Here is a 24,371-nt window from a genome sequence, read left to right on the forward strand (position 1 = left end):
CGGTCGCCCCGAATCCAATGGGATGGAAGCCCCACATTTCGATATTTCCATCTAATGCGCGACAAAGCGGATAAAGCTCTCATTGCTTCTCATGCGCCCGAGGAGGCTCCTCCCGTACGTGGGCCGACGGCCCGCGAATTCGAAAACCCGAGAAGAGCGGGCGCCGCACGAAAGACGAGGGCCACCGGGCCACGGGCGAGCCGATCACCCGGAGGCGGACCCCCGGCAGACCCCATGGACAAGCGCTTGCTAGGGAAATAGCCTGCCCTTCGTGGGCGGGCGAGCGGGCGCGGGGCCTGCTCCCGCGCCGCGACGGGCCACCCGCCCGGAGCACCGGACGATCAGACGGGGAGAGCCGTTGAGCCACTCGATCGGGGTCGACGTCGGAGGGACGTTCACGGACGTGGTGCTCCGCGGGCCGGATGGTGAGATCAGCGTCGCCAAGTGCCTGAGCACCCACGACGACCCGGCCGACGGCATCGTCACGGGCATCACCACCGCGCTTGGCCACCGGGACCCCTCCCTGGTGACCAGGGTCGTGCACGCGACCACGCTGGCCACCAACGCCGTGCTCGAACGCAGAGGCGTCCGCGTCGCCTATGTCACGACCAGGGGTTTCCGCTCGGCGATCCCCCTGGGCCGCTACGCGCGGGTCGAGGAGGACCGCTACGACCTCCGCTTCGACCCGCCCGCGCCGCCGGTCGCCGCCGGTGACTGCTTCGAGGTGCCCGAGCGGGTGAACGACCGGGGCGAGGTGCTCGAACCGCTCGACGAGGCGGCCGTGGCCCGCGTCGGCGAGGAGATCGCGCGGCGGGGTGTCACCACGGCCGCCGTCTGCCTGCTGCACTCGTACGCGAACCCCTCGCACGAACGGCGGGTCGCCGAGATCCTCCGGCGCGTCGTGCCGACCGTGGTGATCTCCTCGGAGGTCTGGCCGGAACTGCGCGAGTACGAGCGGGCGACCACCACGATCATGTCCGCGTACGTCGGGCCCGTCATGGCGGGATACCTGCGGCGGCTGACCGCTCGGCTGGCCGGCATCGGAATCACCGCGCCGGTGCACGTCATGGACTCGGGCGGCGGCGTGATGTCCGCCGAGCTGGCAGCCCGGCGGGCCGTGGCCACCATCGAGTCCGGCCCCGCGGCCGGGGTGCTGGCCGCCGCCGCGTCCGGCCATCCGGACGTCATCTCCTTCGACATGGGCGGGACCACCGCCAAGACCTGCGTGATCAGGAACGGCGAGCCGGAGATCACCCACGAGTTCCACGTGGGCGGCAAGGGCAGCTTCGGCGGGCGCAGGGCCGGGACCGGGGTGCCGGTCAAGACCCCGGCCATCGACCTGGCGGAGGTGGGGGCCGGAGGGGGCAGCATCGCGTGGGTGGACCCGGCCGGCACCCTGCGGGCAGGCCCGCGCTCGGCCGGTTCGGAACCCGGCCCGGCCTGCTACGGCCTGGGCGGCGACGAGCCGACGGTGACGGACGCCAACCTGGTACTCGGTTACCTCGACGCCGCCTCGTTCGCCGCCGGGACGATGTCGCTCTCCCTCGACCTCGCGGAGAAGGCGGTCGACCGCCGTCTGGCCGGCCCGCTCGGGGTCTCCCGCGCCGAGGCGGCGCACGCCGTCCACGAGATCGCCAACGCCTCGATGGGGTCGGCGGTCCACGTGGTGACGGTACAGCGGGGCATCGATCCCCGAGGGTTCGTCATGGTCGCCTTCGGCGGCGCGGGCCCGATGCACGCGGCCAGGGTCGCCTCCCGCTTCGGCATCTCCACGGTGGTCGTCCCCGCGCACTGCGGGGTCGGCTCCGCGGCCGGCCTGCTGGCCGGCGACCTGTCCACCGACCGCGTCCTGTCCGCTCCGGGTGCCGATCCGGTGCGGGTCTTCGCCATCCTGGCCGAGGCCGCCGCCGCCGACCTGAACGTGACCCTCGGCTCCCCCGGCGTCTCGGTCACCCGCTCGGCCGACGTCCGCTTCACCGGACAGGCCCACGACCTGACCGTGCGGTGGAGCGACTCCCCCGCCGAGCTGGCCGACCGCTTCTTCGCGAGATACCGGCAGGTGTACGGCATCGAACAGCGGGGCCCCACCGAGGTCGTCAGCTACCGCGTCCGCGTCACCCAGACCTCCCGGCACCCCCTTACCGACGCCGCGCCCGCGCCTGCCCCTCCCCGCGCCTCGCCCGGAGCCCGGGAGCCGGGCGGGCCGCGCCCGGAGGCTCACGGTGCTTCCGACGTCTCCGAGGTACGGCGGGCCGCGTACTTCCCCGAGCTGGGCGGGTACGTACAGGTGCCGGTGCTCACCAGGGCGACCCTGCGCGAGACGGAGGGACCGGCGATCGTCGAGGACACCGAGGCGACGATCGTGGTGCCACCGGGCTGGACGGCCAGGCTCGCGGACGACATGGCGGTAATCCTCACCGAGGGCGGAGCACCATGACACCGAAACCCTCGACGGCGCACGAGCGGTCCGCGCGAGGAGGCCTCACGAAGGGTCCTCACGAGGGGGCGAGCCGGTTGACAGCGGAGACGCTGACCGCGGAGGTGCTGCGGAACGCGCTGGTGGTGGCGGCCGAGGAGGCGAGCATCGTGGTGGTGCGCTCGGCCTACTCGACGTTCATCGTCGAGGGGTCCGACGCCTCGGCGGCGATCCTCGACGCGAGTGGGCGCCTGGTCGCGCAGTCGATGGCGACCACGCTCATGAACAGCATGGCGCTGAAGGTCGCGCTGCCCGAACTACTGAAGGACATCCCGGCCCCCACCATGCGGCCCGGTGACGTGTTCGTGCTCAACGACGCCTACCGGGGCGGGGTGCACACCAACGACCTGCTCGTCTACCGGCCGGTCTTCGTCGCCGGCGAGCCCGCCTACTTCACCGCGACGATGATCCACGTCTCGGACCTCGGCGGCCTGTCCGCGGGCGGCATGGCCCCGCTCGCCACCGACATCTTCCTTGAGGGCCTGCAACTCCCCCCGGTCCTGCTGGCCACCGCGCGCGGCGTGGAACCGGCGATCGAGGCGATCCTGCGGGCCAACAGCCGCACCCCTGACAAGGTCATGGGCGATGTGCGCGCGCTCGTCGCGGGCACCGCGGTCGCCGCGGCCCGAATCGAGGCGCTGGTCGGCGAGTACGGCCCGGCCGGGCTCGCCCGGGGGATCGACGACTATCTCGACCACACCGAGACGCTGACCCGCGCGGCCCTCCTCGCCCTGCCCGCCGGGCGCTACGAGGCGTCCTACCCGATCGACGACGACGGCATCGACCTCACCACCTCGCACACCGTCAGGGTCGCGGTCACCCTGGCCCCAGGTGCGGGAGCCGTACTCGACTTCGACGGCACCGACCCCCAGGTCCCCGCGGCGATCAACTCCTCCTCGTCACAGTCGCTGGCCGCCGCCGTGTTCGCGATGCGCTGCTTCCTGGACCCGTCCATCGCGATGAACGACGGCTGCCTGCGGGCGATCGAGGTGCGGCTGCCACCCGGCTCGCTGCTCAACGCCCGCTCGCCCTATCCGTGCGGTGGCCGGTTCGTGCCCATCTACGCGGCGATGGAGGCCGTCTTCCAGGCACTGTCGGACGCGATGCCCGAGCGCGCCATCGCGGCGAGCGGCATCCTGCAGCCCTTCTCCATCGCGGCCGTCGGGGCGCCGTACTGGATCCACCTGTCGTACGACTTCGGCGGGGTCGGCGCCCGGCAGGGCAAGGACGGCCCGGACGCGACCGGCGTGCACTTCGGCATCGGCCGCAACTCGGTACCCCAGGTCGAGCCGGTCGAGACCCGCTGCCCGCTCGTCGTGGAGTCGGTGGAGACCGTCCCCGACTCCGGCGGCCCCGGCAGGCACCGGGGCGGCCTCGGCTCCCGCACGGTGATCCGCTTCCTGGCCGACGCCCACGTCACCACCCGGGGCGACCGGCTGCGCAATGCCCCGCCCGGACGCTCCGGCGGCCTGCCGGGACGGCTCGGCGGCTTCTACCTGCGACGCGCGGACGGCTCGCTGGAGCGCCTCGACTCCAAGGTGAACAACGTCCGGTTCAGCGCGGGCGAGGCGTTCGTGATCGAGACGACCGGCGGCGGCGGCGTCGGCTCCCCCTGCGACCGCCCCGTCGAGGAGGTCCTCGCCGACCTCGACACCGGCCGCGTCACCCCACACGGCGCCCTCGCCGACTACGGCGTCACCGTCAGGGACGACGGCACGGCCCTGCGTGCGGAGAACTGACATGCGCGGGTCCGGACGGGCGTTCCCGGTTAAGGCGCCGCCCGGCCCTGCGGAGGGCTTGCCTCGCTCAGCCCCGAGGCTGCAGCAGCACGGCGGGATCGAAGGAGACCTCGAAGGGGGCGAAGAGGGTCGCGACCTCTCCCGCGTCGTGCCTCTCTGCGGGTTTGTACTCGTCACCGGCGAGTTCGTGGACGTGAACGGACGGACCGTCGGACAGCTCGATCCGCCAGTAGACGGGAATGCCCGCAGCGGCGTAGGCGGCCCTCTTGAGATGACGGTCCCGCGCCTGGGTACTCGGGCTGACCACCTCGACGGCCAGGAGGATGTCGCGTGGCGCGAACATCAACTGCGTCTCGTCGACGGCCTTCGTCGGCACCACGACGAGGTCGGGGATGAAGAAGTCCTGATCGCTTGCCCGGAGACCGACCTTCGGCAGTGGCTCAAACTCCGGTGGCGCGGCGTCCTGGAGGATTCGTGCGAAACGAGCGAGCGCGTACTGGTGCCGGGGGAAGGCCGGAGGACTCACCAGGAGGCTGCCGTCGAAGAGCTCGTAGCGGTTCCCGTCGTCGGGGAACTCCAGCAGGTCGTCGACAGTGAACGGCGGCCTGTTCGGCAGGGTCAGCGGCCCCGCTATCGGGTTCATTCCTCCAGTATTCAAGGGTTCCGCCGCCGTTCACATGGCACTTGCCGTACTTTCATCACCTAAGGTAGTCAACTCATCACGGTTTACCCACTGCTGGGCGCCCTGGCGGACGGCGGCGTGGACGGCACGGGCGATGCGGGCGCCCCAGGTGGAGCGGGGGCCGCCGAAGAGTTCCTCCGGGCCGTGCTCGGGGACCGCCACGCAGACGGCGTCGGAGGCGGTCCCGGTGCCGGGGAAACCGACCTCCAGCAGGGCCTGGGTCTTGGCCTCGGTCACCGTCATGACCGTGTTGACCAGGGCGGCGTCGCTCATCGCGACCGGTACGGCGACGACGATGTTGATCGTTCCCGGCAGGTACGCGGGGGCCAGTTCGGGGTCCGGGACACCCTCGGGGGCGGCGGCCCAGGTGGGGACGCGCAGGCCGACGGTCGCCATGACCTCCACTCCCCCGTCGGCGGCCCGGGTGAAGTGGTCGACTGAGGCGGCGGTGAGCATGCCGACACCGGAGCCGGGCGGGGCGAGTTCCAGCAGGTGCTCCACCGGGTCCATCCGCGAGTATCCACCGACCACCTGCGCGTTGAGCGCCCAGGCGGCCGGGCCGATGCCGCCGCCGACCATGGCCGAGGAGATCGCCCGCCACCCGGGGCCGAACTCCCAGAGCAGCGAGGCCAGCCGGGCCCCGTCCTCCTCACGATGGCTCAGCCGCAAAGAGACCTCGCGCGAACCGCCTCGGACGTCCGGCTGGATCTCGGACCCGCTCGGTAGGCCTCCGGACGAACCTCGCACCCGCTCGGGAAGGCTCGGGGGAATCTCGAACCCGGTCAAGGGCGCTCCAGGTGGACCTCGGGCCTGCCACCGGGGCCGGTGGCGACGCGGACGCGGGCCTCGAAGTGCTCGCCGATCAGCTCTCCGGTCAGCACCTCGGCCGGGGTGCCGGAGGCGGCCACCCGGCCGCCCGAGAGCAACATCATCGAGTCAGCGTACTGGCCGGCCAGGCTCAAATCATGCAATGTCGTGACGACGGTTAGTCCGTCGGCCAGCCGGAGCCGGTCCACGAGCTCCAGCACCTGCTGCTGATGTCCCAGGTCGAGGGCGGTGGTGGGCTCGTCGAGCAGGAGCACCGGGGCCTGCTGGGTCAGCGCCCTGGCGAGCACCACGCGCTGGCGCTCGCCTCCGGACAGATGGCCGAGCCGCCGGCCGGCGAGGGGCGACAGGTCCAGCCGCTCCAGCACCGACGCGGTCACCTCGCGGTCGCGGCGGCCCTCGCGGCCCAGGTAGGGGATGTAGGGGGTACGCCCGAGCAGGGCGTAGTCGAACACCGTCATGTCGACCGGCAGCGCCGGGGACTGCGGGGCGTAGGCCAGCAGCCTGGCCCGGTCCCTGGGCCGCAGCCGTCTGATCGGCACGTCGTCGACGAGCACCTCGCCCTCGCAGGGCAGCACCCCGGCCAGGGCGCGCAGCAGCGTGGACTTGCCCGCGCCGTTGGCGCCGATGACGGCCAGCCAGCCGCCGTCCCTGACGTCGAGCCCGACGCCGGACAGCACGGTCCGCCGGTCCAGCACCACCGACAGGTCACTCACTGCGAGGCGGCTCACCGGATCTCCCCTCCACGCGGCGCACGGGCCACGGTCGCCCGCTTCCCGTGCACACCTGCCGGAACGGTCGTGTGCTCCTCGTACGGACGGGTCCGGACGCTCATGTCTCCACCCGGCGGGTCATGCGCAGTACGGCGACGAAGAACGGCGCGCCGAAGAAGGCGGTCACCACCCCGATGGGCAGCTCGGCGGGGGCGAGCACGGTCCTGGCGATGAGGTCGGCGAGGACCAGGAAGGCGGCCCCGCCGATCAGCGAGATCGGTAGCACAACCCGATACGAGGAACCGGTCAGGCGGCGGACCACGTGCGGCACGACGATGCCGACGAAGCCGATCAGCCCGCTGACCGCGACGGCCGCCGCGGTGGCCAGGGAGGCGGCGAACAGCACGACGAGGCGGACCCTGGCGGCGTTCAGGCCGAGGGTGACCGCCTCGTCGTCACCGACCGAGAGCACGTCGAGCAGCCTGCCGTGCAGCAGCATGACCGTCACCGAGACGACCGCGTACGGGGCCACCAGCGTGACCTGACTCCAGCCGCCGCCGACGTTGCCGAGGATCCAGGCGTAGATGCGCTGGAGCTCCTCCACCCTGAGCTGCTGCAGGAACGTCTGGATGGCGGTGAGAAAGGAGGTGACCGCCACGCCCGCGAGGACCAGCGTGGCGGTGCCGCCGCCCCGGCCCGCCGCGTTGCCCAGCGCGTAGGCGAGCAGGACCCCGCCGACGGCGCCGGCGAAGGCCGCGGCGGGGATGCCGATCGCCTCGCCGTCGCCCTTGGTGAGGACGATCGCCGCCGTGGTCGCCAGACCGGCGCCCGCCGCGGCTCCCAGCAGGTAGGGGTCGGCCAGCGGGTTGCGGAAGACTCCCTGGTAGCCGGCTCCCGCGACGGCCAGCAGGCCACCGACGATCGCGGCGAGCAGGACCCTGGGCAGCCGTATCTCGGCCAGCAGGCTCAGTTCGACCGGGGCCAGCCCGGAGTCGGCCGAGACGAACGGCAGCCAGTCGAGCAGTTGGATCAGCACACTGCGCGGCGCGATGTCCGCGGCACCGACCAGCAGTCCGGCGAGCATGCTCGCCAGGAGCAGGGCCACGGCCGCGACCGTCACCGCCGGGCTGAGCCGGGCCGCCTGCCCGCCCGCGACACCGGCCTTCCGAGCCGCACCGGCGCCGGGCGGGAACGGCTCCTTCCCGGCACCCGGGCGGAACGGCTCCGAGGTGCCGGTAGCGGAGGGGAACGGCTCCCGCACGGCACCGGCAGGAGACGGTTCCGGCATGTCGGTGCCCGGACGGGGCAGCCCCGACGTACCGGCGGCGGGAGCGGCCGTGTCAGGAGGAGACGGTTCCGGCCGGGTACGGGACGGTGCCGAGGTGGCGTTGCCCGCCTTCGGGGTGCCGGAGTCGCGGGGCGGCCCGTCCGTGCCGCCGGGGACGCCCAAGGAGCGGGGGAGATCTGTCAACTAGCTGGCCGCGGCCTTCTGCACGGCCTCGCCGACCTGCTTGGCGAGGTCCACGACGCGCGGCCCCCAGCGGGAGGCGATGTCGTCGTCGAGGAGGATGACCTGGTCGTTCTTGATGGCCGACAGCTTGGACCAGCCCGGTCGCTTGGCGAGGGTGTCCTTCGACTGGCCGCAGCACTTGGTGTCGGCCAGGAAGACGAGGTCGGGGTCGGCCTGCGCGACGAACTCGGCGGAGAGCTTGGGGTAGCCACCCGCCGCGTCGGGGGCCTTGTCGGCGATGTTGGTCAGGCCGAACAGCCCGTAGATCTGGCCGATGAAGGTGGTGGAGGTCGCCGCGTAGGGGGTGACGTCCAGCTCGTGGTAGTAGGTGAGCTTCGTGTCCTTCGGTGCGGCGGCGGCGAGCTCGTCGATCTGCTTCTTCATCTGCGCGGCGAGTTCGGTGGCCCGCTCGCCGTTGCCGGTGGCGGCACCGAGGTCGGTGATCTGGTCGTAGGTCTCGTCGAGTTTGGTGGCGGCGGGCTCCAGCAGCACCGGTACGCCGACCTTGCCCAGCGCGGCCACGATGCCGTCGATGTCATCGGAGAGCACGACCAGGTCCGGCTTCTGGGCGATGATCGCCTCAACGTTCGGCTTGAAACCGGACAGCTCGCTCTTCGGCGCTTCCGCGGGGTGGTTGGACTGGTCGTCCACCGCGACGACCTGTGATCCCGCGCCGATCGCGAACAGGCTCTCGGTGGCGGCGGGCGAGAGCGAGACGATCCGCTCGGGCCTGCTCTCGATGGTGACGGAGCCGTTGCCCGCCTCGACGGTGACCGGGAAGCCCGCCGCCGAGGGAGTCGCGGCGGCACTTGCGGAGGCGGTGGAAGGCGAGGTCGCGGGGGAGGTCTGGCCGCATCCGGCGAGGGTCAGTGCGGCGAGCAGGGCGCCGGCGAGGGCGCTGCGTACGGGCCTCAAGGGAGGTCCTTTCAGTTACCGGAACCGAGGGACCCAGGCAAGGACGGGTCACCCTTTTCCACGAGGGTCGGCGTCGACGACGTGGCGGAGGCGACCTGGCTCGACCCACGAGGGGCCATGACAGTTGCGGGACAGCGCCGGACTCACACCGGACTTCGCTCACACCACGCGTTGGACGAACGCTATCAACTCCCCCGAACAGCCTCTATGCCGAGACCCTGGACGGATCGCTCTGTGGCTCTCCGGGTAGGCCGCGCCCCGGAGGGACCGCCCGCCGAACCTCCGGATCCGGCCTCCAGGCACATCGCCACCGACGAGCCGGCCCGCCGCGGCTCCGGAGGGACCGTCCGCCAAGCCTCCAGTCGCTCGTCCGGCGGGCCGTCGTTCAGCAGAGGCGCCTCTCAGCCGAGTTGCTCCTCGGCGGCGGCGATGATCTCCTGCAGGCGCAGGCCGTGCGCGGCGTCCAGGGGGTGGCCGCCACCGCGCCGCACGGTCCGCTCGAACTCCATGAGCATGAGGGAGAAGACGTCGGAGCCCAGCCGGGTGTCGTCCATGGTCTCCCGGCCGAGGCGGCCGTAGATCTCGACGTCGGAGGGCGGGCTCTCACCCGGCACGCTCATGCACAGCGACGCCTCGCTGACCGCGCCGGTCTCGTGCTCCAACAGCAGGCCGACCCAGCCCAGCGGGTTGCCGTGGGCGCGGACCCCGACGATCCTGCCGAGCGCGGCGTCCAACATGTCGATCATGTGCGGGCCGACGTCGAGGATCGCGCCGCGCTCCAGTCGCCAGGAGGTGGCGAAGGCCCCGCCGAGCATCGCCCCCGAGATGTTGGCCGCCCGGCCGCCGAACGGCTCGATGGCCGAGACCCTGGCCAGGAAGGCCCGGGTGGCGGGCGAGTAACGCCAGGTGAGGACCATCTGCGAGGCCACGCCCGCCTCGGCGACCGCCTCGGCCAGCCGCCGTGCGCCGTCCAGATCGGCGGCGAGCGGTTTCTCCAGCAGCAGTGCCTTGCCCGCCTTGGCGGCGAGCACGCCGAGCTCCGCCTGGACGGCGGGCGGAACCGAGAACGCGACTGCCTCGCAGTTGTCGAAGAGCTCCTCGATCCGTTCGAAGACCGGAGCACCGAACCTGGCCGCGGCCTCGGGGCGACGGGCCCACACCCCCGCCAGACGTGTGTTCGGACCAGCCGCCAGCATCGGCGCGTGCACCATCTCGGCCCACGGTCCGGCACCTACCAGACCCACAGATAACGTCACGGATCCAGTTTCGCACGCTCCCAGGCCCTGATCGCGTGCTCCGGACGGTGCGCCGTCGTCCCGCTGTCGACCACGATCGTCTGGCCGGTCACGCACCGCGCCTCGTCCGAGGCGAGGAACGCGACCAGCGCCGCCACGTCGTCCGGCTCCGCCGCCCAGGGCAGCAGGCGTTCGGCAGCCTTCTCCGCCAGCCGCCGCGGGGACATCGCCCCGCGCGCCGCGTCGGTCATGACGAGGCCGGGGGCGACCGCGTTGCAGCGGATGCCGCGCGAGCCGTACATGGTGGCGACGTAGCGGGTGAATCCGGTCAGGGCCGCCTTGGACGCCCCGTAGGCCGCGTGGTCGGCGTCGCCCACCAGCCCGGACACCGACGAGGTCAGCACGATCGCGCCGCCGTCACGCATCGCGGGGACCGCGTGCTTGACCATGAGCATCGCCCCCCGCAGGTTGACGGCCATGGTGCGGTCCCAGACCTCGACGTCCAGGTCGAGCAGGTCCTGGTCGCGGCCATAGACGTCGCGGTCCAGACAGGCGGCGTTGGAGTGCAGCACGTCCAGCCCGCCGAACGAGCCGATCAGCTGCGCCACGGCCGCCTTCACCTCCTCCTCGTCCGACACGTCGCAGTGGAGCGCGCACGCCATACCGCCGCGGGCCCTGATTCCCGAGGCCACCGAGCGCGCGCCCGCGGCCCACAGGTCGGCGACCCCGACGCAGGCGCCCTCGGCGGCCAACCGGCGCGCGGTCGCCGCGCCGATTCCCGAGGCGGCGCCGGTGACCAGCGCCACCCGGCCGTCGAAGCGCGTCACCATTCCACGTTCAGCGCGGTCAGGCCCCGCCCGACCAGCGACGTGCGGTAGGTGACGGGCGGTCCGCCGGATGCCAGGCGGAGCCCCGGGAGGCGGCGGCCCAGCACCTTCAGCGCGGTACGGAGCTGCAGGCGGCCGAGCGCGGCCCCCACGCAGAAATGGATGCCGTAGCCGAGCGTCATGTGCGCGTCGGCGTTGCCTCGGTCGATCCGGAACTCGTCCGGCTCGTCGAAGACGCGCTCGTCGTGGGCCGCGGAGTCGGTGGAGAGCAGGCAGAGCGAGCCCTTCGGGATGGTCACGCCGTGCATCTGCACATCGACGGCGGCGTACCGGAAGGAGCCGAGGCTGGCGCCGTCGATGCGCATGCACTCCTCCACCGCGTTCTGCACCAGCTCGGGCGGCACCGGCCAGATCTCCTCGCGCAGCAGCCTGAACACGCTGTTGCCAAGCTGGTTGGGCACGGTGTCGTTGCCGCCGAGCAGGATCGTGGAGATCAGCTCGACGACCTCGCGGTGCGACAGCTCGGTGCCGATCAGCGAGGTCATCAGCGAGACGAAGTCGTCACGCGGCTCGGCGGCGCGGGAGGCGACCAGCTTGTCGACGTAGTCGAGGTAGGTCAGGAAGCTCTCGGCCAGCACCAGCTGGCGTTCGGGCGGCTGCGGCGACAGGAAGAGCTGGAACCAGTCCTTCACATGCTCCTTGACGAAGGCCTCGTCCTCCTCGGGGACGCCGATGAAGCGGGCGGTGAGCTTGACCGAGGGCACGTGCGCGATCTCCGCGACCAGGTCTCCCCCGCCACTCGGGATCACCCGGTCGAGCACCTCCTCGTTCAGGTCGCGGAAGCGCTGTTCCATCGCGGCGACGGCTCGCGGGGTGAAGGCGCGCGAGACCGAACGGCGCAGCCGGGTGTGGGTGGGCGGGTCGACGTTGGCCACGAAGCTGGACAGGAACGAGCCGTGCTCGCCCAGCACCCGCCTGGTCTCGTCGGCGAGGCTGCGGGAGATCGTCAGCGAGCCCTCGGAGGAGAAACGCCTGGGGTCGCCGTAGGCGGCGCGCACGTCCTCGTGCCGGCTGATGACGTAGGCGCCCAGGTGCTCGCTGTAGAACACCGGGCGCTCGTCGCGGAGCCTGCGCAGGAAGTCGTAGGGCGCGGCGACGTGCCAGGCCGCGCTGACGTCGAAGTCCTCAGCGGTAATCATGACCTGCCTCTCGGTACGGCTCGCGCCGGGCGAGGATCTGGCGGGGGTTGGCGATGAGCATCAGGTCGATCTGCTCGGAGGTGACGCCTCGCCTGCGGAGCTCGGGCAGTACGTCCCTGGAGATGTGGAGCAGGTGGTAGTTGGGGTGTCGTTGCCGTACGACGTCGGCGTCGAAGCGGTCGTTGAAACAGTAGGAGTCGTGGGACAGGACCATCCGGTCCGCGTGGCCGCGCGCGGCGAGTTCGGCGACGATCGCCACCCGGTTCTCGAACGAGCTGATCGTCTCGATACCGAACCTGTCCATTCCCAGGTAGGAGCCGTTCGCGATGAGTTCTTCCAGGTAGGTGACGTCTGTTGCGTCTCCGGCATGCCCGATGACGACCCTGGAGAGGTCCACGCCCAGCCGTGCCAGCAGCTTCTGCTGCTCCAGGCCGCCGCCCGAGGCGCTGTGCGAGTGGGTGGAGATCGGCACCCCGGTCTCCAGGTGCGCCTCGGCGACCGCGCGGAAGACCCGCTCACAGTTGGCGGTCATGCCAAGGTGGTCGGTGGCGCACTTGAGGATGCCGGCCTTCACACCGGTACGGCCGATCCCCTCGGTGATGTCCCTGACGAAGAACTCGGCCAGCCGGTCGGCGCCGCCGAACAGCGAGCCCGGCCCGCGGTTGCCGAAGTAGGGCGGGAGCGCGTCGTAGGTGTAGAGGCCGGTGGCGACCACGATGTTGACCTCGGTCAGCTCGGCCACCCGTTGCACCGCGGGCACGTAGCGGCCCAGGCCGACCACGGTCAGGTCGACCACCGTGTCGATGCCGTGCCGTTTCAGGTCGTTCAGCTTGGCCGCCGCCTCGCGGGCGCGGGTTTCGAGGTCCCACCCCTCGGGGATGTCCGGCCAGTTCCACAGGATCTCCGGGCTGAGCCCGAAGATGTGCTCGTGCATGAGCGTCGCGCCCGGGTCCCCGATGGGGCCGGTGATCGTCTCGATGCTCGGGGCGGGGTTGTCACTCATGTCTGGTCACCACTCCTCGCTCGTCGTCGGCCCGGTCACGTGTGCGCGACGACGGGGAACCTCGGGTGTTCGAACGGCTGGTTGACCGTCAGTCCCAGATCGTCCGTCTGCCCGTACGGCGTCCCGGTGTAGAGCGCGTCCGCGTCGAAATAGGTGACCGTGAACGACAGCCTGGCGCTGTCCCTGCGGTTGGCGGCCGCCCCGTGGACGGTCAGCGCGTGGTGCACCGTCGCGTCCCCGGCCGCGAGGTCCAGCGGCGGTGAGATCTCCAGCTCCTTCAGCCACGGGTGCTGGCTGAGCTGGTCGTCACCGTCCCTGGCGAAGGAGCGGCCCAGCAGGCCGTAGCGGTGGGAACCGCACAGGAACCGGAGCGAGCCCATGTCCGCGGGCACGTCCACCAGGGCCAGCCAGACGGTGAGCATGGCCGAGCGGTCCATCGGCATCCACGGGAAGTCCTGATGGAACTCGGTGGCGCCGTGCCCGCCGTCCGGCTCCTTGATCAGCAGGTTGGTCACCTGGATCCGTACCCCGGCCACCCCGTGCAGCAGCCGGGTGGCGCCGCGGCCGAGAGCCGGGGCGAAGGCCAGGTCCCGGAAGTGTTCGTCGGTCTCGGCGATGTCCCTGGACTGGCCGAACGCCTGGTCGACCTTGGAGGTGACCGCCCGCGAGCGCTCGGCGAGGTGTTCCCGGGCACGGTCGCGGAGCAGGGCCGCGTAGCCGCCTTCGATCAGGCGTGGCAGCCTTACCCAGCCGTTGTCCGCAAAGAAGGCGACCTCGTCGTCGGTCACCTCGCGGACCAGGTTGTCGTCAGCCATTGGCTCAGTGTCGAACCTCGCACCCGCTAAAGCAAGCGCTTGGTAATAACAGTCGCCTTTCCGTGCCCGGACGGCGCGTCTATGCTTAGCAAGCGCTTGGCAGAACAGAGGGGATGCCGATGGATCGCCCGTTCCGGTTCGCCGCCGTGATCCGCGAGACCGGCTCGGCCAGGGCCTGGGCCGAGGCGGCACGCCGCCTGGAGGGCTCGGGCTTCGACGTGCTGCTCGTCCCCGACCATCTGGTCGGTCCCCGCTTCGCGCCGGTCGCGGCGATGACCGCGGCGGCGTGCGCCACCAGCCGCCTGCGGGTCGGCACGCTGGTGTTCGCCAACGACTTCCGCCACCCCGCGGTGCTCGCCAAGGAGGCCGCCACCGTCGACCTGCTCTCCGAGGGCCGCCTGGAGCTGGGCCTCGGCACCGGCTGGATGGCCGCCGACTACGCCGGCGCCGGGCTGGCGTTCGAGCCGCCGGGGGTCAGGGTGGACCGGCTGGCCGAGGCGATCACCGTGCTCAAGGGCCTGTGGGCGGACGGCCCCTTCACCTTCCACGGCAGGCACTACCGGATCACCGCCCTGGACCAGACCCCCAAGCCCCTGAGCCGCCCCCACCCTCGGCTGCTGCTCGGCGGCGGCGGCCCGCGCATGCTCGGACTGGCCGCCCGCGAGGCCGACGTGATCAACCTCGGCATGCGGGTACGCGCCGACGGCACCGGCCCCGACGGCGCGGACGGCGGTCTGGACGCCTTCCTCGCCAAGATCGACCTGGTACGGCGGGCCGCGGCCGGCCGCTACCACCGGATCGAGCTCGGCACCAGCGTGCAGCAGCTCGGCGTCCGCAAGCGGGACGAGCCGTGGAGCGCCGCCGACTCCTCCCGGCAGGACGAGACTCCGCAGGTGCTGCTCGGCACCCGCCAGGACATCGTCGACAAGCTCCGCCACTGGCGCGACACCCACGACCTGTCCTATTTCGTACTCCACCACGAGCGCGACCTGGACGCCTTCATCCCGGTCGCCGAGGAGCTCGCGGGGCGCTGACCCGCGACGCTTCGGGGTCCCGGGGCCCCGGGGCGTGCGCGACGGACCGCCGGCGGCATGATTGGGCATCATGGACCAGATGATTCTGCTTCGGCACGGCGAGACCGAATGGAGCCGGGACGGCCGGCACACCGGGCGCACCGATCTACGGCTGACCGCCGGAGGCGAGGATCAGGCACGGGCACTGGCCCCGCTGATCTCGGACCGGACGTTCGGCCTCGTCCTGGTCAGTCCGGCCCGGCGCGCGAGGGACACCGCCGAACTCGCCGGAATCAAGGACTACGAGACAGATCCCGACCTGTGGGAATGGGACTACGGCGGCTACGAGGGCATCACCACCCTGGAGATCCGCGAGAGGCGCCCCGGCTGGTACCTGTGGCGCGACGGCGTCGTCCCCGGCGACGCCGAGCACCCCGGCGAGAGCGCGGAGCAGGTCGGCGCCCGCGCCGACCGGGTGATCGCCCGAGCCCTGGCCGCGGACGGCGACGTGGTCCTGGTCGCCCACGGACACTACCTGCGGGTGCTGTGCGCCCGCTGGCTCGGCCTGCCACCGACCGACGGCCGCCTGTTCCGCCTGGACACCGGCACCTACTCCCGGCTCGGCTTCGAGCGCGACGAGCCGGTCGTCCTCACCTGGAACGCGCCCGTCTGACCCCTGACCCGCGATCGGAGCCCTCCCCCGGCTCCCCCTTTCCGCCGCGACAGGCCCTCCTCCTCACCGGAGATCGGCCTGGATCGGGGCAAGGCGGGAGCCGGGGAAGGGCGCCAGCAGGGTCTCCCGCCACGGGCCCGCCAGGAACTCCCTGGCCCGGCTACTCCAGTCGAGCAGCCGGCCGTCCGGCTCCACCTCGTCGTCCAGGCCGAGCGCCGCGTCCCTGGACCGCTGGAGCGCCAGGTGGTCGTCCAGCGTCATGCCCCAGACGGTGACGACCTCGGTGTCGCAGAACAGGACCTCGTACAGACCGATCGGGCGGTGGCCGTGGTCGGCGAGGACGGGCGCGCGCTCCTCGCGGACGGCGTCGAGGTAGTCCAGCGCGGCCCCGGGCCGCACCTGGGCGCTCTCGAACAGGTAGAACGGGGCCGCGTAGCCCTCCGCGGTGATGTCGGCGAGTGCCGGGCTGCCGCGCACGGCGCCCAGTGGCCGGGAGAAGGCGGAGAAACGCAGGTCGTCGATGTCGGAGAGGAAGAGCCTGCCGTCGACGCCGTCGTAGATGTTCATCATCTGCCGCCAGCCGCCGTCCCAGCCGCCGTGGCAGTCCCAGAGCGTGACCGCCTTGAACTGGGGGTGGCCGGTGATGCCGACGGCGTAGAAGGCGCCCACCAGGTCGATGTCCCTGGATCTGATCGACAGTCCCCGGGTCAGCTCCGGGATGTCGAGGGCCTCGTCCTCCTTCTTGTAGCGGGTGAGCCAGGTGAGGTACTCCAGCGGCCTGCGGGAGTTCATCGGCCGGAAGTCGACCTCTTCGATCAGGTAGATGCCTCGCCGCACGGTAAGCGCCTCCTCAACCCAAGCGAATGCTTGGTTGAACACTAGTTGAGAAGGATCACGCCGTACAGCGTGGAGATCTCGTTCAGGCGGCCGCCGCGGCGGGCTGCGGACCTCGCCCCGTCAGCCATTCGAGGACCCGGCGGTGACCGTGGCAGGCGTCCTCGAAGTGGCCCCAGCGCCAGTAACGTGGCTGGTCGCGCACTCCGGTGACCCATGTGCGGTAGGACACCGGAGTGGGCACACCCTCCCCCGTCGCCGCCGAGGCGACGCCGTAAGTGCGGATCACGACGCGCCCGCCTGGTGCGAACAGCACGTCGTCGGCCACCGGGTACAAGGTCATCTGGTCGAGCACGGCTTGAGCCCCCAATCACTGTGATCTCAAACTCTTCCGTGCCGTTCCACTCCCCCGGTTACACGGCCGACGCGGCCTGGTTAACCCGGCGGCCCTGAGGTAAAAACGGTGTTACACCGTTAAACCGTCGAACTCCCCATCCTTCACCCCGAGCACCAGGGCACGGATCTCATCCCTGGTGTAGATCAGGGCAGGCCCCTCTGGAAAACGCGAGTTCCGGACCGCGATGCTGCCATCCGAAAGTTCGGCAAGCTCGACGCAGTTACCCGTCGAGTTGCTGTAGCGGCTCTTGCGCCAGCTGGCCCCGGCAAGGTCAGTGGCCGGCATGCCGTTGTAGGTCTGCTCCATTTACATCTCTCTGAGAAGGTCGCCGAGGATCTCGGCGGTGCCCCCGGGCGTGGTGCTTTCCACGCACAACTGCTCCATGGCCGTGAGGTATGGATCGATGTCCTCACGTTTGTCCAGGTAGAGGGCACCCCAGAGCTGCTCGACATAGACGACGTCCGACAGGTCGGACTCGGGAAACCGCAAGATGCTGAACGCACCACCCTCGGCCGCGTGCATGCCGAATCGGAAGGGCATCACCTGGAGGGTGATGTTGGGAAGCGTGGCCACTTCCAGCAGGTGCTGGATCTGCTCACGCATCGTCTCCTTACCTCCGATGGGACGCCTCAGGGCCGCCTCGTCGATGACCGCCCACAATCGGGGGCCGTCCTTCTTCGTTAAGCGATCCTGCCGCTGCATGCGCATATGCACACGACGCTCGATCTCCGCCTCCGGCACGTCCGGGTAGCCCAACCGGATCACGGTGCGCGCGTAGGCGGATGTCTGCAGCAGGCCGGGAATGAACTGCACCTCGTAGGTGCGGATCATGTTCGTCGCCTCCTCCAGCCCCACGTAGGTGGTGAACCAGTTCGGCAACAGGTCGCCGTACTTGTGCCACCAGCCGGGGGTGTTCGCCTCGCGGACCATCTCCAGCAGGCCGCGCCGTTCTGCGTCGTCGAGCACGCCGTACAGGGTGAGCAGGTCTTCCACGTCACGCGTCTTGAAGCCGACGCGGCCGAGTTCCATACGGCTGATCTTGGACTCTGAGGCACGGATGTGGAATCCCGCTACCTCACGGGCGAGCCCCTTCTCCTCACGCAGCCGGCGCAGACTCGCGCCGAGCATGATGCGCCGGACAGTGGAACCGGTACCGGGCGGATCCATGGACACGTGATGCTCCTCGCTCGCTTTCCTGATCGACAGTCTGTCACTTCGCGGCCGAAGAATCCCTGGCCACGATCAAGATCCCCTTTCGTACGAAATTACCCAATCACCGGTAACGGTAGCGGTTGCACACACCTTATGCACGTGCATTCGCTCTTGCACCTGCACGGGAGTTTGCACCATGATTGCGGCTGTGCAGTCCGCCCAAACCGCGCCCCCCCGAGCGTCAACGTCATGGACGGCGCTCGACTGGTGGCCCCCCGCAGGCTGGTGGCCCGACTCCGCGCGCGATCTTCTCCCCGGATCCCCGGCAGTCATGGCCAGCGCCACCTTCGTGCTCCCGCCACACGCCGAGTCCGTCCACTCCGCCCGCAGCTTCGCGACGGGCACCCTCACCGGCTGGAACCTCGGCGAGCTGGGCGAGAACATGGAGCTGGTCGTCTCGGAACTGGCGACCAACGCCCTCAGACACGGCCTCCGGCTCGCCGAGTCGCGTGCCAGGGAGCCGATCCGGCTCTCCCTGATCCGGCGGGGCAATCTGGTCACCTGCACGCTCAACGACCCGGGAGCCGGCTTCCCCGCGCTCCGCGATCCTTCGCCACTCGACATCGGCGGCCTCGGACTGCACATCGTCGAGTCACTGAGTCTTCGCTGGGGCTGGGCACCGCTGGCCCCGTACGGCAAGATTGTCTGGGCCGTCCTGCGGACCGGCCTTCGTGAGGATCCCGCCCCCCTCGACCGCCCGTAGACCCACGAACGCCCGCCGCGTGCCGTTCCCCGCCCCGCTCCTTCACCGCCTCCACCGACCTCTTCCGGACGGCGCCGCCTCTTCCCCTTAAGGGCGCCAATCGGTCCCGGGGCCGCCGCTCCTCCCTCCCGGTGGCCCCGGGACCGGTTAGAACCGGATGGAGACCTCATATAACGCGTCGCATTCTGCGCGGTAGATGCCGTCAGAGATGCCCTCTGCATTACCGTGGATGTTTATGGCTCACGGAGAGTCCCCGCGCGAGATTCCTGAGAGAGCTGCGAGATGGACGATCACCTGCTCGGCTGGTTGAAAACCCTCGACGAAGAACGGCTCGCCCGAGTTCTGGCCAACCGGCCGGACGCCATCGCCCCGCCGTGGCCGCGCCGCCTGGACACCCTGGCGCAGCGACTGGGCAACGGGTTCGCGGTGATGGAGGTCATGCGCGGCCTGCCGCTGCCCTCCCTGGAGGTGGCGCAGGCCGCACTGACCCTCGGCGAGCAGGCCGGGCCGGAGACGGTGGCCCGGTTCATGGGCGTGCCCGAGGCCGAGGTGGCGCCCTGGCTCGACCTGCTGTTCGACCACGCCCTGGCGTGGCCGGACAGCGAGGGCCGCATCCGGGTGGCCGAGGGGCTCGCCCGGTGGTGGACCGCCCCCTGCGGGCTCGGTGAACCGCTCCCCAACTACCTGAACTCCTGGACGGTCAGCGCCGACGCGCTGCGCGCGCTGGCCAGGACCCTGGGCCTGCCGCACGGCCCGAAGCGGCGTACGGTCGCCAGGGTCACCGAGATCCTCTCCGACCCCCACCGGGTGACCGCGCTGCTGGAGAAGGCTCCCGAGGGCACGGGGCGGCTGCTTGAGGAGTTCGCCTGGGACGGTCCTGTCCGCGACGTGGACGGCGGCGAGTTCGTGGTGCCGGGGTCTCCCGAGAAGTGGGCCGCCGATCACGGGCTGCTCTTCCGCCCCAGCTGGAATGTGGCCGAGATGCCCCGTGAGGTGGCGCTCGCGCTGCGCGGCCCCGACTACCACCCGCCCTTCACCCCCGTCCCGCCCGACCTCGCCACGCTCCCCGTCGACCCCGAGGCCGTCGACCACCTGATGACCCTGGCCGCGCCGCACGTGGTGGAGCGCTGCGCCGCCATGCTGGAGAACACCGCGAAGTTCCCGCTGCCGCTGCTCAAGGCGGGTGGGGTGGGTGTGCGCGAGGTCCGGCGGGTGGCCAAGGACACCGGCTGCGACGAGGACGAGACCCGGCTGCTGCTGGAGGTCTGCGCGGTGGCCCGGCTGCTGGCCTGGGACGACTCCGCCGGCGGGCTGGTGCCCACCGAGAAGTTCGACCGCTGGCGGCTGGACGACGCGGCCGCCAGGCTCAGGGTGCTGCTGTCGGCGTGGTGGCGGATGGAGCGCTCGTCGCTCCGGAAGGTCGACGGCAAGTACGGCACGGTGCTCGGCGACGATCCCGCCGGGGCCATGGTCGCCCGCGCCCGGCGGGCGGTGCTCGGCGTGCTGGCCCGCCTGCCCGCCAGCACCGCGTGCGTCGACCTGGCCGGGCTGGTCGAGTCCGCGTACTGGCACGCCCCGCTGCTGGACCGGTCGCTGCTGGCCGAGTGCGCTCCCGCCGTGCTGGAGGAGGCCCGGATGCTCGGGCTGGTCGCCCTCGACACGATCACCGACCTCGGCCGCGCGATGGCCGGGCTGGACGCCTTCCCCGGCGACGAGATCGACGACTCCGCGCCCCTGGTGGAGAACGACCCCGTGCTGGTCGAGTGCTCCACCAGGGCGCTGGCCAGCGTGCGGCGGAGCGCGCTCTTCGGCGCCGACCTCACCGCGGTGGTGACCGGCCCGCCCGCCGGCGAGCTCGCCGAGCTGCTCGACCGGGCCGCCGAGCGCGAGTCGCGCGGCGCGGCCTCGGTCTGGCGGTTCACCCCGGCCAGCGTGCGCCGGGCCATGGACGCCGGCTACACCGCCGAGGGTCTGCTGACGGACCTCGCCGAGGTGGGCAGGGTGCCGCAGCCCCTCGAGTACCTGATTCACGACGTGGCCAGGCGGCACGGCGAGGTCACGGTGACCACCGTCGCCTGCATCGTGCAGGCCTCCGACCCGGTGCTGCTGGCCGAGATCGCCGGGCACCGGCGGCTGGGCAGGCTGGGCCTGCGGCTGCTCGCCCCGACCGTGCTGGCCAGCGCGATGCCCGCCGACAGGACCCTGGCGGCGCTGCGGGAGAACGGCTACGCGCCGGTGCCCATCGAGGACACCGGAGAGATCACCATCCGCAGGGCCCGTGTCGAGGAACCGCGGAACGGGCGGCTGATCCTGCTGCCCGGGGGCAGGGTGGCCGAGTTCGAACAGCCCCCGTACCCGCTGGTGGAGCCACCGCCGGACCCCCGCGAGCACGCCCAGCGCCTGCTCGTCGCCGAGGGCCAGGCCACCCAGTCCGGCGGCAGGACGTGGGCGGTCATCGGCCGCATGGCCTCCCGCCTGCCGACCGCCCAGCAGTCGCTGCTCGGCTTCGTCGTCGATCGGGGTGTGCGGGCGGCGATCACACTGGCCGACGGCCTGACCGCCACCATCAGCCACGGCGAGCTGCGCAGCGGCGTGCTCGACGCGTGGTGCGAGGAGGCGGGCGACTATCTGGAGTTCCCGCTGGCCGACATCATCGAGGTCCGCGGCGCCTACGCCTGATCCGTCCCACAGGCCTGGTCCGGCCGCCGCCCGGCCGAGCCGAACGCCGTCGCCCCGGCCGTCCGGTGCGACCGAACGCGCGGGCCGGCGTCTCCTGGGCCGATGTCTTCCAGGCCCACGTCTCCCGGGCCCGCGATCACGGCCCGCTAGAGCTTCTTGGACTTGGCGAGATTAGCGTTCAGGTTCTCCAGCACGCCCGGCGTAGCCCTGGTAGCTGTAGCGCTCCTCCGCCTGCCAATGGCTTCTTCATTAGATTAGCCTTACCTTAGCTATGTCGACAGGGAGGGAGCCCGGTGAGCAGGGCCGGTGTGACCACAGCCGGGTCCAGGACGACCGGGTCCGAGACAGCGTGGTCCCAGACGGCCGGAAAACCGGACGGCACGCCACCGCCGGTGAAACGGCGTGCGCCCGTGCTGGCGGCCGGACTGCTGGCCGGGCTGGCGATCCTGGTCGGCATCGGGGTCGGCGTGCTGCTGTGCGGTGTCGCCACCGCCGCCACCGGACCCGTGACCTTCGTGGCGATGGCCGCTCCCCAGCCGACCCGGCGGATCAGTCGTTCCCCCGGCGTCACCCTGGTCACCTCGGCGCTGACCGGCGCCACCCTGCTGGTCTGCGCCGACCTGGCCGCGCAGCGCCTCTTCGCGCCGGTCCAGCTGCCGGTGGGAATCATGACCGCCGCGATCGGCGGCGTATACCTGGTGTTTCTCCTGCGGAGGGAACGACGTTGAGACTGTACGGCACCGGCCTGACCCTCTCCTACGACAAGCGCGTGGTGGCCAGGGACCTGGACGTCACGATCCCCGACGGGTCGTTCACCGTGATCATCGGCCCCAACGCGTGCGGCAAGTCCACGATGCTGCGCGCCCTGGCCCGGATGCTCAAGCCCCGCGCGGGGGCGGTGCACCTGGACGGATCCGTGATCACCTCGCTGCCGTCCAAGGAGGTGGCGCGCAGGCTGGGCCTGCTGCCGCAGAGCTCGATCGTGCCCGACGGCATCACGGTCGCCGACCTGGTGGGCCGGGGCCGCTACCCACACCAGCGGATGATGCGCCAGTGGTCCCGCGAGGACGAGGCCGCGGTGGCGGCGGCCATGGAGTCGACGGACGTGACCGAGCTGGCCGACCGCTGCGTGGACGAACTCTCCGGCGGCCAGCGCCAGCGCGTCTGGCTGGCCATGGCGCTGGCCCAGGAGACCCCGATCCTGCTGCTCGACGAGCCGACCACCTTCCTGGACATCGCCCACCAGATCGAGGTGCTCGACCTCTGCGCCGACCTGCACGAGCAGGGCAGGACCCTGGTCGCCGTGCTGCACGACCTGAACCAGGCCTGCCGCTACGCCACCCACCTGATCGTGATGCGCGACGGCCGGATCGTCGCCGAGGGCGATCCCTCCGCGATCGTCACCGCCGACCTGGTAAGGGAGGTCTTCGAGCTGCGCTGCGAGATCATCGAGGACCCGCAGAGCGGCACCCCGCTGATCGTCCCCGAGACCCGCCGCCGCGCTCCCGCGCCGCTGGGGCGAGGCTAGGTCCTGTCCTGCGCGGCGGCCGGTCAGGAGGGTCAGCCCGTGACCCGCCCCGCGGGCTCGTTCTCGGCGGCCGACACCGTGACGATGTCCTGCCCGCGTGTCTCCGGTCCGAAGGCGAGGGCGATGAGGGTGATGGTGGTCAGCACCGCCAGGTAGACCGCGACGGCCCACCAGTGGCCGGTCCAGGCCAGCAGCGCGGTGGCGATCAGCGGCAGGAAGCCGCCGGCGAGCACCGAACCGAGCTCGCGGGCGAACGCGAAGCCGGACAGCCGGGTCTTGGTGTCGAAGAGCTCGGCGAAGTAGGCCGCCTGCGGGGCCAGCATGGCCGGGTAGAAGACGCCGAGGCCGACCACGAAACCGATGACGATCAGCACCGGTGACAGGGTCTCCAGCAACATGAAGTACGGCACCAGCCACAGCAGCGAGGCGATCGCCCCACCCGCGTAGACGGGCCTGCGGCCGACCCGGTCCGACAGGATCGCCCACAGGGGGACGGCGACGATCTGTACCGCGGAGGCGATGACGACCGCCAGCAGGGTGAACGAACGGTCGATGCCGAGCTGGTTGACGGCGAAGGCGACACCGAAGACGGGGAAGAGGTAGGCGAAGGAGTTCTCGGCGAACCGGGCGCCGACGACCACCAGGAAGCTGCGGGGGTGCTTGCGCAGCACGGCGAGCACCGGCGTCTTGGTGGCCTGTACGGCTCCCCTGGCCTCGGCCCTCTCCGCCTCCTCGAAGGCGGGCGTCTCGTCGATGCGGCGCCTGATGAGGTAGCCGACCAGCAGCAGCAGCGCGCCCAGCAGGAACGGCACACGCCAGCCCCACGAGCGGAACGCGTCGTCGGGCAGCAGGAGCATGAGCTGGAAGACACCCGTCGACAGCAGGGTGGCGACGGCGAACCCGGTGGGCGCCCAGGCGCCGGCGGCGCCGCGGCGGGTCTGGTCACCGTGTTCCACGGACAGCACGACCGCGCCCGCGTACTCCCCTCCGGCGGCGAACCCCTGCAGCAGGCGCAGCCCGATCAGCAGGACCGGCGCCCAGAAGCCGATCTGGTCGTACGACGGCAGCAGGCCGATCAGCGTGGTCGCCACGCCCATCAGCGTGATCGTGAGGATCAGCATCCTCTTGCGACCGGCCCGGTCGCCCAGGTTGCCCAGCACGATCCCGCCGATCGGCCGCGCCATGAAACCGACCGCGTAGGTGGCGAACGCCGCCAGCGTGCCGACGAGCGGGTCCCCGTTCGGGAAGAACAGCTCGTTGAGGATGAGGGCGGCGGCCGTCCCGTAGATCAGGAAGTCGTACCACTCCAGGGTCGTGCCGACGAGCGCGGCGATCCCGGCTCGTCGTGCCTGCTGCTTGTCGTGCGGTATTGCGGTTGTCGCCATGGCGCCAG

The 24,371-nt window shown here is 71.3% G+C and carries 23 protein-coding genes; 8 read left to right on the forward strand and 15 right to left on the reverse strand.

All coding sequences use genetic code 11. From position 1 onward, the window contains the following. The first annotated feature begins 358 nt into the window (after positions 1-358). Both ABT061_RS10600 and ABT061_RS10605 read left to right on the forward strand, forming a co-directional pair. Entirely contained in the window at positions 359-2,437 is a 2,079-nt protein-coding gene (locus tag ABT061_RS10600) for a hydantoinase/oxoprolinase family protein (RefSeq protein ID WP_350914992.1), read from the forward strand. 77 nt (positions 2,438-2,514) lie between these two features. Further along, a complete protein-coding gene (locus tag ABT061_RS10605; RefSeq protein ID WP_350914994.1) occupies positions 2,515-4,215 on the forward strand; it encodes a hydantoinase B/oxoprolinase family protein in 1,701 nt (566 codons plus the stop codon). 67 nt (positions 4,216-4,282) lie between these two features. Here the strand turns inward: ABT061_RS10605 and ABT061_RS10610 are convergent, their stop codons facing one another. The 10 genes from ABT061_RS10610 to ABT061_RS10655 all read right to left on the reverse strand — a co-directional run bounded on the left by ABT061_RS10610 (position 4,283) and on the right by ABT061_RS10655 (position 13,939). After that, positions 4,283-4,858, reverse strand: coding sequence for a Uma2 family endonuclease (locus ABT061_RS10610; RefSeq protein ID WP_350914996.1), 576 nt, complete (start codon positions 4,856-4,858; stop codon positions 4,283-4,285). 30 nt (positions 4,859-4,888) lie between these two features. Beyond that, the gene (locus ABT061_RS10615; protein WP_350915551.1) at positions 4,889-5,566 is read right to left on the reverse strand and encodes an adenosylcobinamide amidohydrolase; all 678 of its coding nucleotides are present in this window, start codon (positions 5,564-5,566) and stop codon (positions 4,889-4,891) included. 113 nt (positions 5,567-5,679) lie between these two features. Further along, positions 5,680-6,453 carry an ABC transporter ATP-binding protein gene (locus tag ABT061_RS10620; RefSeq protein ID WP_350914998.1) on the reverse strand — a complete coding sequence of 258 codons (774 nt, stop codon included), beginning with the start codon at positions 6,451-6,453 and terminating at the stop codon, positions 5,680-5,682. A gap of 100 nt (positions 6,454-6,553) precedes the next feature. Next, a complete protein-coding gene (locus ABT061_RS10625) occupies positions 6,554-7,723 on the reverse strand; it encodes a FecCD family ABC transporter permease (protein ID WP_502991429.1) in 1,170 nt (389 codons plus the stop codon). A 183-nt stretch (positions 7,724-7,906) separates the two neighbouring features. Beyond that, entirely contained in the window at positions 7,907-8,860 is a 954-nt protein-coding gene (locus ABT061_RS10630; RefSeq protein WP_350915000.1) for an ABC transporter substrate-binding protein, read from the reverse strand. 401 nt (positions 8,861-9,261) lie between these two features. After that, the gene (locus tag ABT061_RS10635) at positions 9,262-10,116 is read right to left on the reverse strand and encodes a Gfo/Idh/MocA family protein (RefSeq protein WP_350915002.1); all 855 of its coding nucleotides are present in this window, start codon (positions 10,114-10,116) and stop codon (positions 9,262-9,264) included. Further along, entirely contained in the window at positions 10,113-10,925 is an 813-nt protein-coding gene (locus tag ABT061_RS10640) for an SDR family NAD(P)-dependent oxidoreductase (protein ID WP_350915004.1), read from the reverse strand. The genes ABT061_RS10635 and ABT061_RS10640 overlap by 4 nt, the downstream gene beginning before the upstream one ends. Continuing rightward, complete coding sequence (locus ABT061_RS10645; RefSeq protein WP_350915006.1) at positions 10,919-12,121, reverse strand: cytochrome P450; 1,203 nt, start codon at positions 12,119-12,121, stop codon at positions 10,919-10,921. The genes ABT061_RS10640 and ABT061_RS10645 overlap by 7 nt, the downstream gene beginning before the upstream one ends. Then, positions 12,108-13,124 (reverse strand): phosphotriesterase family protein, encoded by a 1,017-nt coding sequence (locus ABT061_RS10650; RefSeq protein ID WP_350915008.1) that lies wholly within the window; start codon positions 13,122-13,124, stop codon positions 12,108-12,110. The genes ABT061_RS10645 and ABT061_RS10650 overlap by 14 nt, the downstream gene beginning before the upstream one ends. A 35-nt stretch (positions 13,125-13,159) precedes the next feature. Beyond that, complete coding sequence (locus ABT061_RS10655; protein ID WP_350915010.1) at positions 13,160-13,939, reverse strand: phytanoyl-CoA dioxygenase family protein; 780 nt, start codon at positions 13,937-13,939, stop codon at positions 13,160-13,162. Between the two features lie 119 nt (positions 13,940-14,058). Between ABT061_RS10655 and ABT061_RS10660 the strand changes: the two genes are divergently transcribed. Both ABT061_RS10660 and ABT061_RS10665 read left to right on the forward strand, forming a co-directional pair. Continuing rightward, positions 14,059-14,973 (forward strand): TIGR03621 family F420-dependent LLM class oxidoreductase, encoded by a 915-nt coding sequence (locus tag ABT061_RS10660; protein ID WP_350915012.1) that lies wholly within the window; start codon positions 14,059-14,061, stop codon positions 14,971-14,973. Positions 14,974-15,043: 70 nt separating this feature from the next. Next, entirely contained in the window at positions 15,044-15,625 is a 582-nt protein-coding gene (locus ABT061_RS10665; protein ID WP_350915013.1) for a histidine phosphatase family protein, read from the forward strand. 63 nt (positions 15,626-15,688) lie between these two features. Here the strand turns inward: ABT061_RS10665 and ABT061_RS10670 are convergent, their stop codons facing one another. The 4 genes from ABT061_RS10670 to ABT061_RS10685 all read right to left on the reverse strand — a co-directional run bounded on the left by ABT061_RS10670 (position 15,689) and on the right by ABT061_RS10685 (position 18,023). Beyond that, positions 15,689-16,462: a hypothetical protein gene (locus tag ABT061_RS10670; protein ID WP_350915015.1), complete on the reverse strand. Its 774-nt coding sequence runs from the start codon at positions 16,460-16,462 to the stop codon at positions 15,689-15,691. An 82-nt stretch (positions 16,463-16,544) separates the two neighbouring features. Further along, entirely contained in the window at positions 16,545-16,802 is a 258-nt protein-coding gene (locus tag ABT061_RS10675; protein ID WP_350915017.1) for a hypothetical protein, read from the reverse strand. A 123-nt stretch (positions 16,803-16,925) separates the two neighbouring features. Next, the gene (locus ABT061_RS10680; protein WP_030921376.1) at positions 16,926-17,162 is read right to left on the reverse strand and encodes a DUF397 domain-containing protein; all 237 of its coding nucleotides are present in this window, start codon (positions 17,160-17,162) and stop codon (positions 16,926-16,928) included. Further along, positions 17,163-18,023: a Sco1979 family transcriptional regulator gene (locus ABT061_RS10685; protein WP_433381878.1), complete on the reverse strand. Its 861-nt coding sequence runs from the start codon at positions 18,021-18,023 to the stop codon at positions 17,163-17,165. Positions 18,024-18,339: 316 nt separating this feature from the next. Here ABT061_RS10685 and ABT061_RS10690 point away from each other — a divergent pair, with 316 nt between their 5' ends. The 4 genes from ABT061_RS10690 to ABT061_RS10705 all read left to right on the forward strand — a co-directional run bounded on the left by ABT061_RS10690 (position 18,340) and on the right by ABT061_RS10705 (position 22,978). Then, entirely contained in the window at positions 18,340-18,771 is a 432-nt protein-coding gene (locus ABT061_RS10690) for an ATP-binding protein (RefSeq protein WP_350915019.1), read from the forward strand. 282 nt (positions 18,772-19,053) lie between these two features. Next, the gene (locus ABT061_RS10695; protein WP_350915021.1) at positions 19,054-21,450 is read left to right on the forward strand and encodes a helicase-associated domain-containing protein; all 2,397 of its coding nucleotides are present in this window, start codon (positions 19,054-19,056) and stop codon (positions 21,448-21,450) included. A 392-nt stretch (positions 21,451-21,842) separates the two neighbouring features. Next, on the forward strand, positions 21,843-22,178 hold the full coding sequence (locus ABT061_RS10700; protein ID WP_502991414.1) for an iron chelate uptake ABC transporter family permease subunit: 336 nt from the start codon (positions 21,843-21,845) through the stop codon (positions 22,176-22,178). Beyond that, positions 22,175-22,978 carry an ABC transporter ATP-binding protein gene (locus ABT061_RS10705; RefSeq protein WP_350915023.1) on the forward strand — a complete coding sequence of 268 codons (804 nt, stop codon included), beginning with the start codon at positions 22,175-22,177 and terminating at the stop codon, positions 22,976-22,978. The genes ABT061_RS10700 and ABT061_RS10705 overlap by 4 nt, the downstream gene beginning before the upstream one ends. 32 nt (positions 22,979-23,010) lie before the next feature. Here ABT061_RS10705 and ABT061_RS10710 read toward each other — a convergent pair whose 3' ends face one another. Beyond that, positions 23,011-24,363: an MFS transporter gene (locus ABT061_RS10710; RefSeq protein ID WP_350915025.1), complete on the reverse strand. Its 1,353-nt coding sequence runs from the start codon at positions 24,361-24,363 to the stop codon at positions 23,011-23,013. Positions 24,364-24,371: the final 8 nt, after the last annotated feature.

It is taken from the genome of Streptosporangium sp. NPDC002544, from assembly GCF_040295965.1.
Taxonomy (GTDB): domain Bacteria; phylum Actinomycetota; class Actinomycetes; order Streptosporangiales; family Streptosporangiaceae; genus Streptosporangium.

Bases quoted from the DNA above. Each gene is read 5' to 3' on its own strand.
- ABT061_RS10610 (WP_350914996.1), bottom strand. From the start codon at position 4,858: ATGAACCCGATAGCGGGGCCGCTGACCCTGCCGAACAGGCCGCCGTTC.
- ABT061_RS10625 (WP_502991429.1), bottom strand. From the start codon at position 7,723: ATGCCGGAACCGTCTCCTGCCGGTGCCGTGCGGGAGCCGTTCCCCTCC.
- ABT061_RS10640 (WP_350915004.1), bottom strand. From the start codon at position 10,925: ATGGTGACGCGCTTCGACGGCCGGGTGGCGCTGGTCACCGGCGCCGCC.
- ABT061_RS10645 (WP_350915006.1), bottom strand. From the start codon at position 12,121: ATGATTACCGCTGAGGACTTCGACGTCAGCGCGGCCTGGCACGTCGCC.
- ABT061_RS10650 (WP_350915008.1), bottom strand. From the start codon at position 13,124: ATGAGTGACAACCCCGCCCCGAGCATCGAGACGATCACCGGCCCCATC.
- ABT061_RS10655 (WP_350915010.1), bottom strand. From the start codon at position 13,939: ATGGCTGACGACAACCTGGTCCGCGAGGTGACCGACGACGAGGTCGCC.
- ABT061_RS10660 (WP_350915012.1), top strand. From the start codon at position 14,059: ATGGATCGCCCGTTCCGGTTCGCCGCCGTGATCCGCGAGACCGGCTCG.
- ABT061_RS10665 (WP_350915013.1), top strand. From the start codon at position 15,044: ATGGACCAGATGATTCTGCTTCGGCACGGCGAGACCGAATGGAGCCGG.
- ABT061_RS10675 (WP_350915017.1), bottom strand. From the start codon at position 16,802: ATGACCTTGTACCCGGTGGCCGACGACGTGCTGTTCGCACCAGGCGGG.
- ABT061_RS10680 (WP_030921376.1), bottom strand. From the start codon at position 17,162: ATGGAGCAGACCTACAACGGCATGCCGGCCACTGACCTTGCCGGGGCC.
- ABT061_RS10685 (WP_433381878.1), bottom strand. From the start codon at position 18,023: ATGGATCCGCCCGGTACCGGTTCCACTGTCCGGCGCATCATGCTCGGC.
- ABT061_RS10690 (WP_350915019.1), top strand. From the start codon at position 18,340: ATGGCCAGCGCCACCTTCGTGCTCCCGCCACACGCCGAGTCCGTCCAC.
- ABT061_RS10695 (WP_350915021.1), top strand. From the start codon at position 19,054: ATGGACGATCACCTGCTCGGCTGGTTGAAAACCCTCGACGAAGAACGG.
- ABT061_RS10710 (WP_350915025.1), bottom strand. From the start codon at position 24,363: ATGGCGACAACCGCAATACCGCACGACAAGCAGCAGGCACGACGAGCC.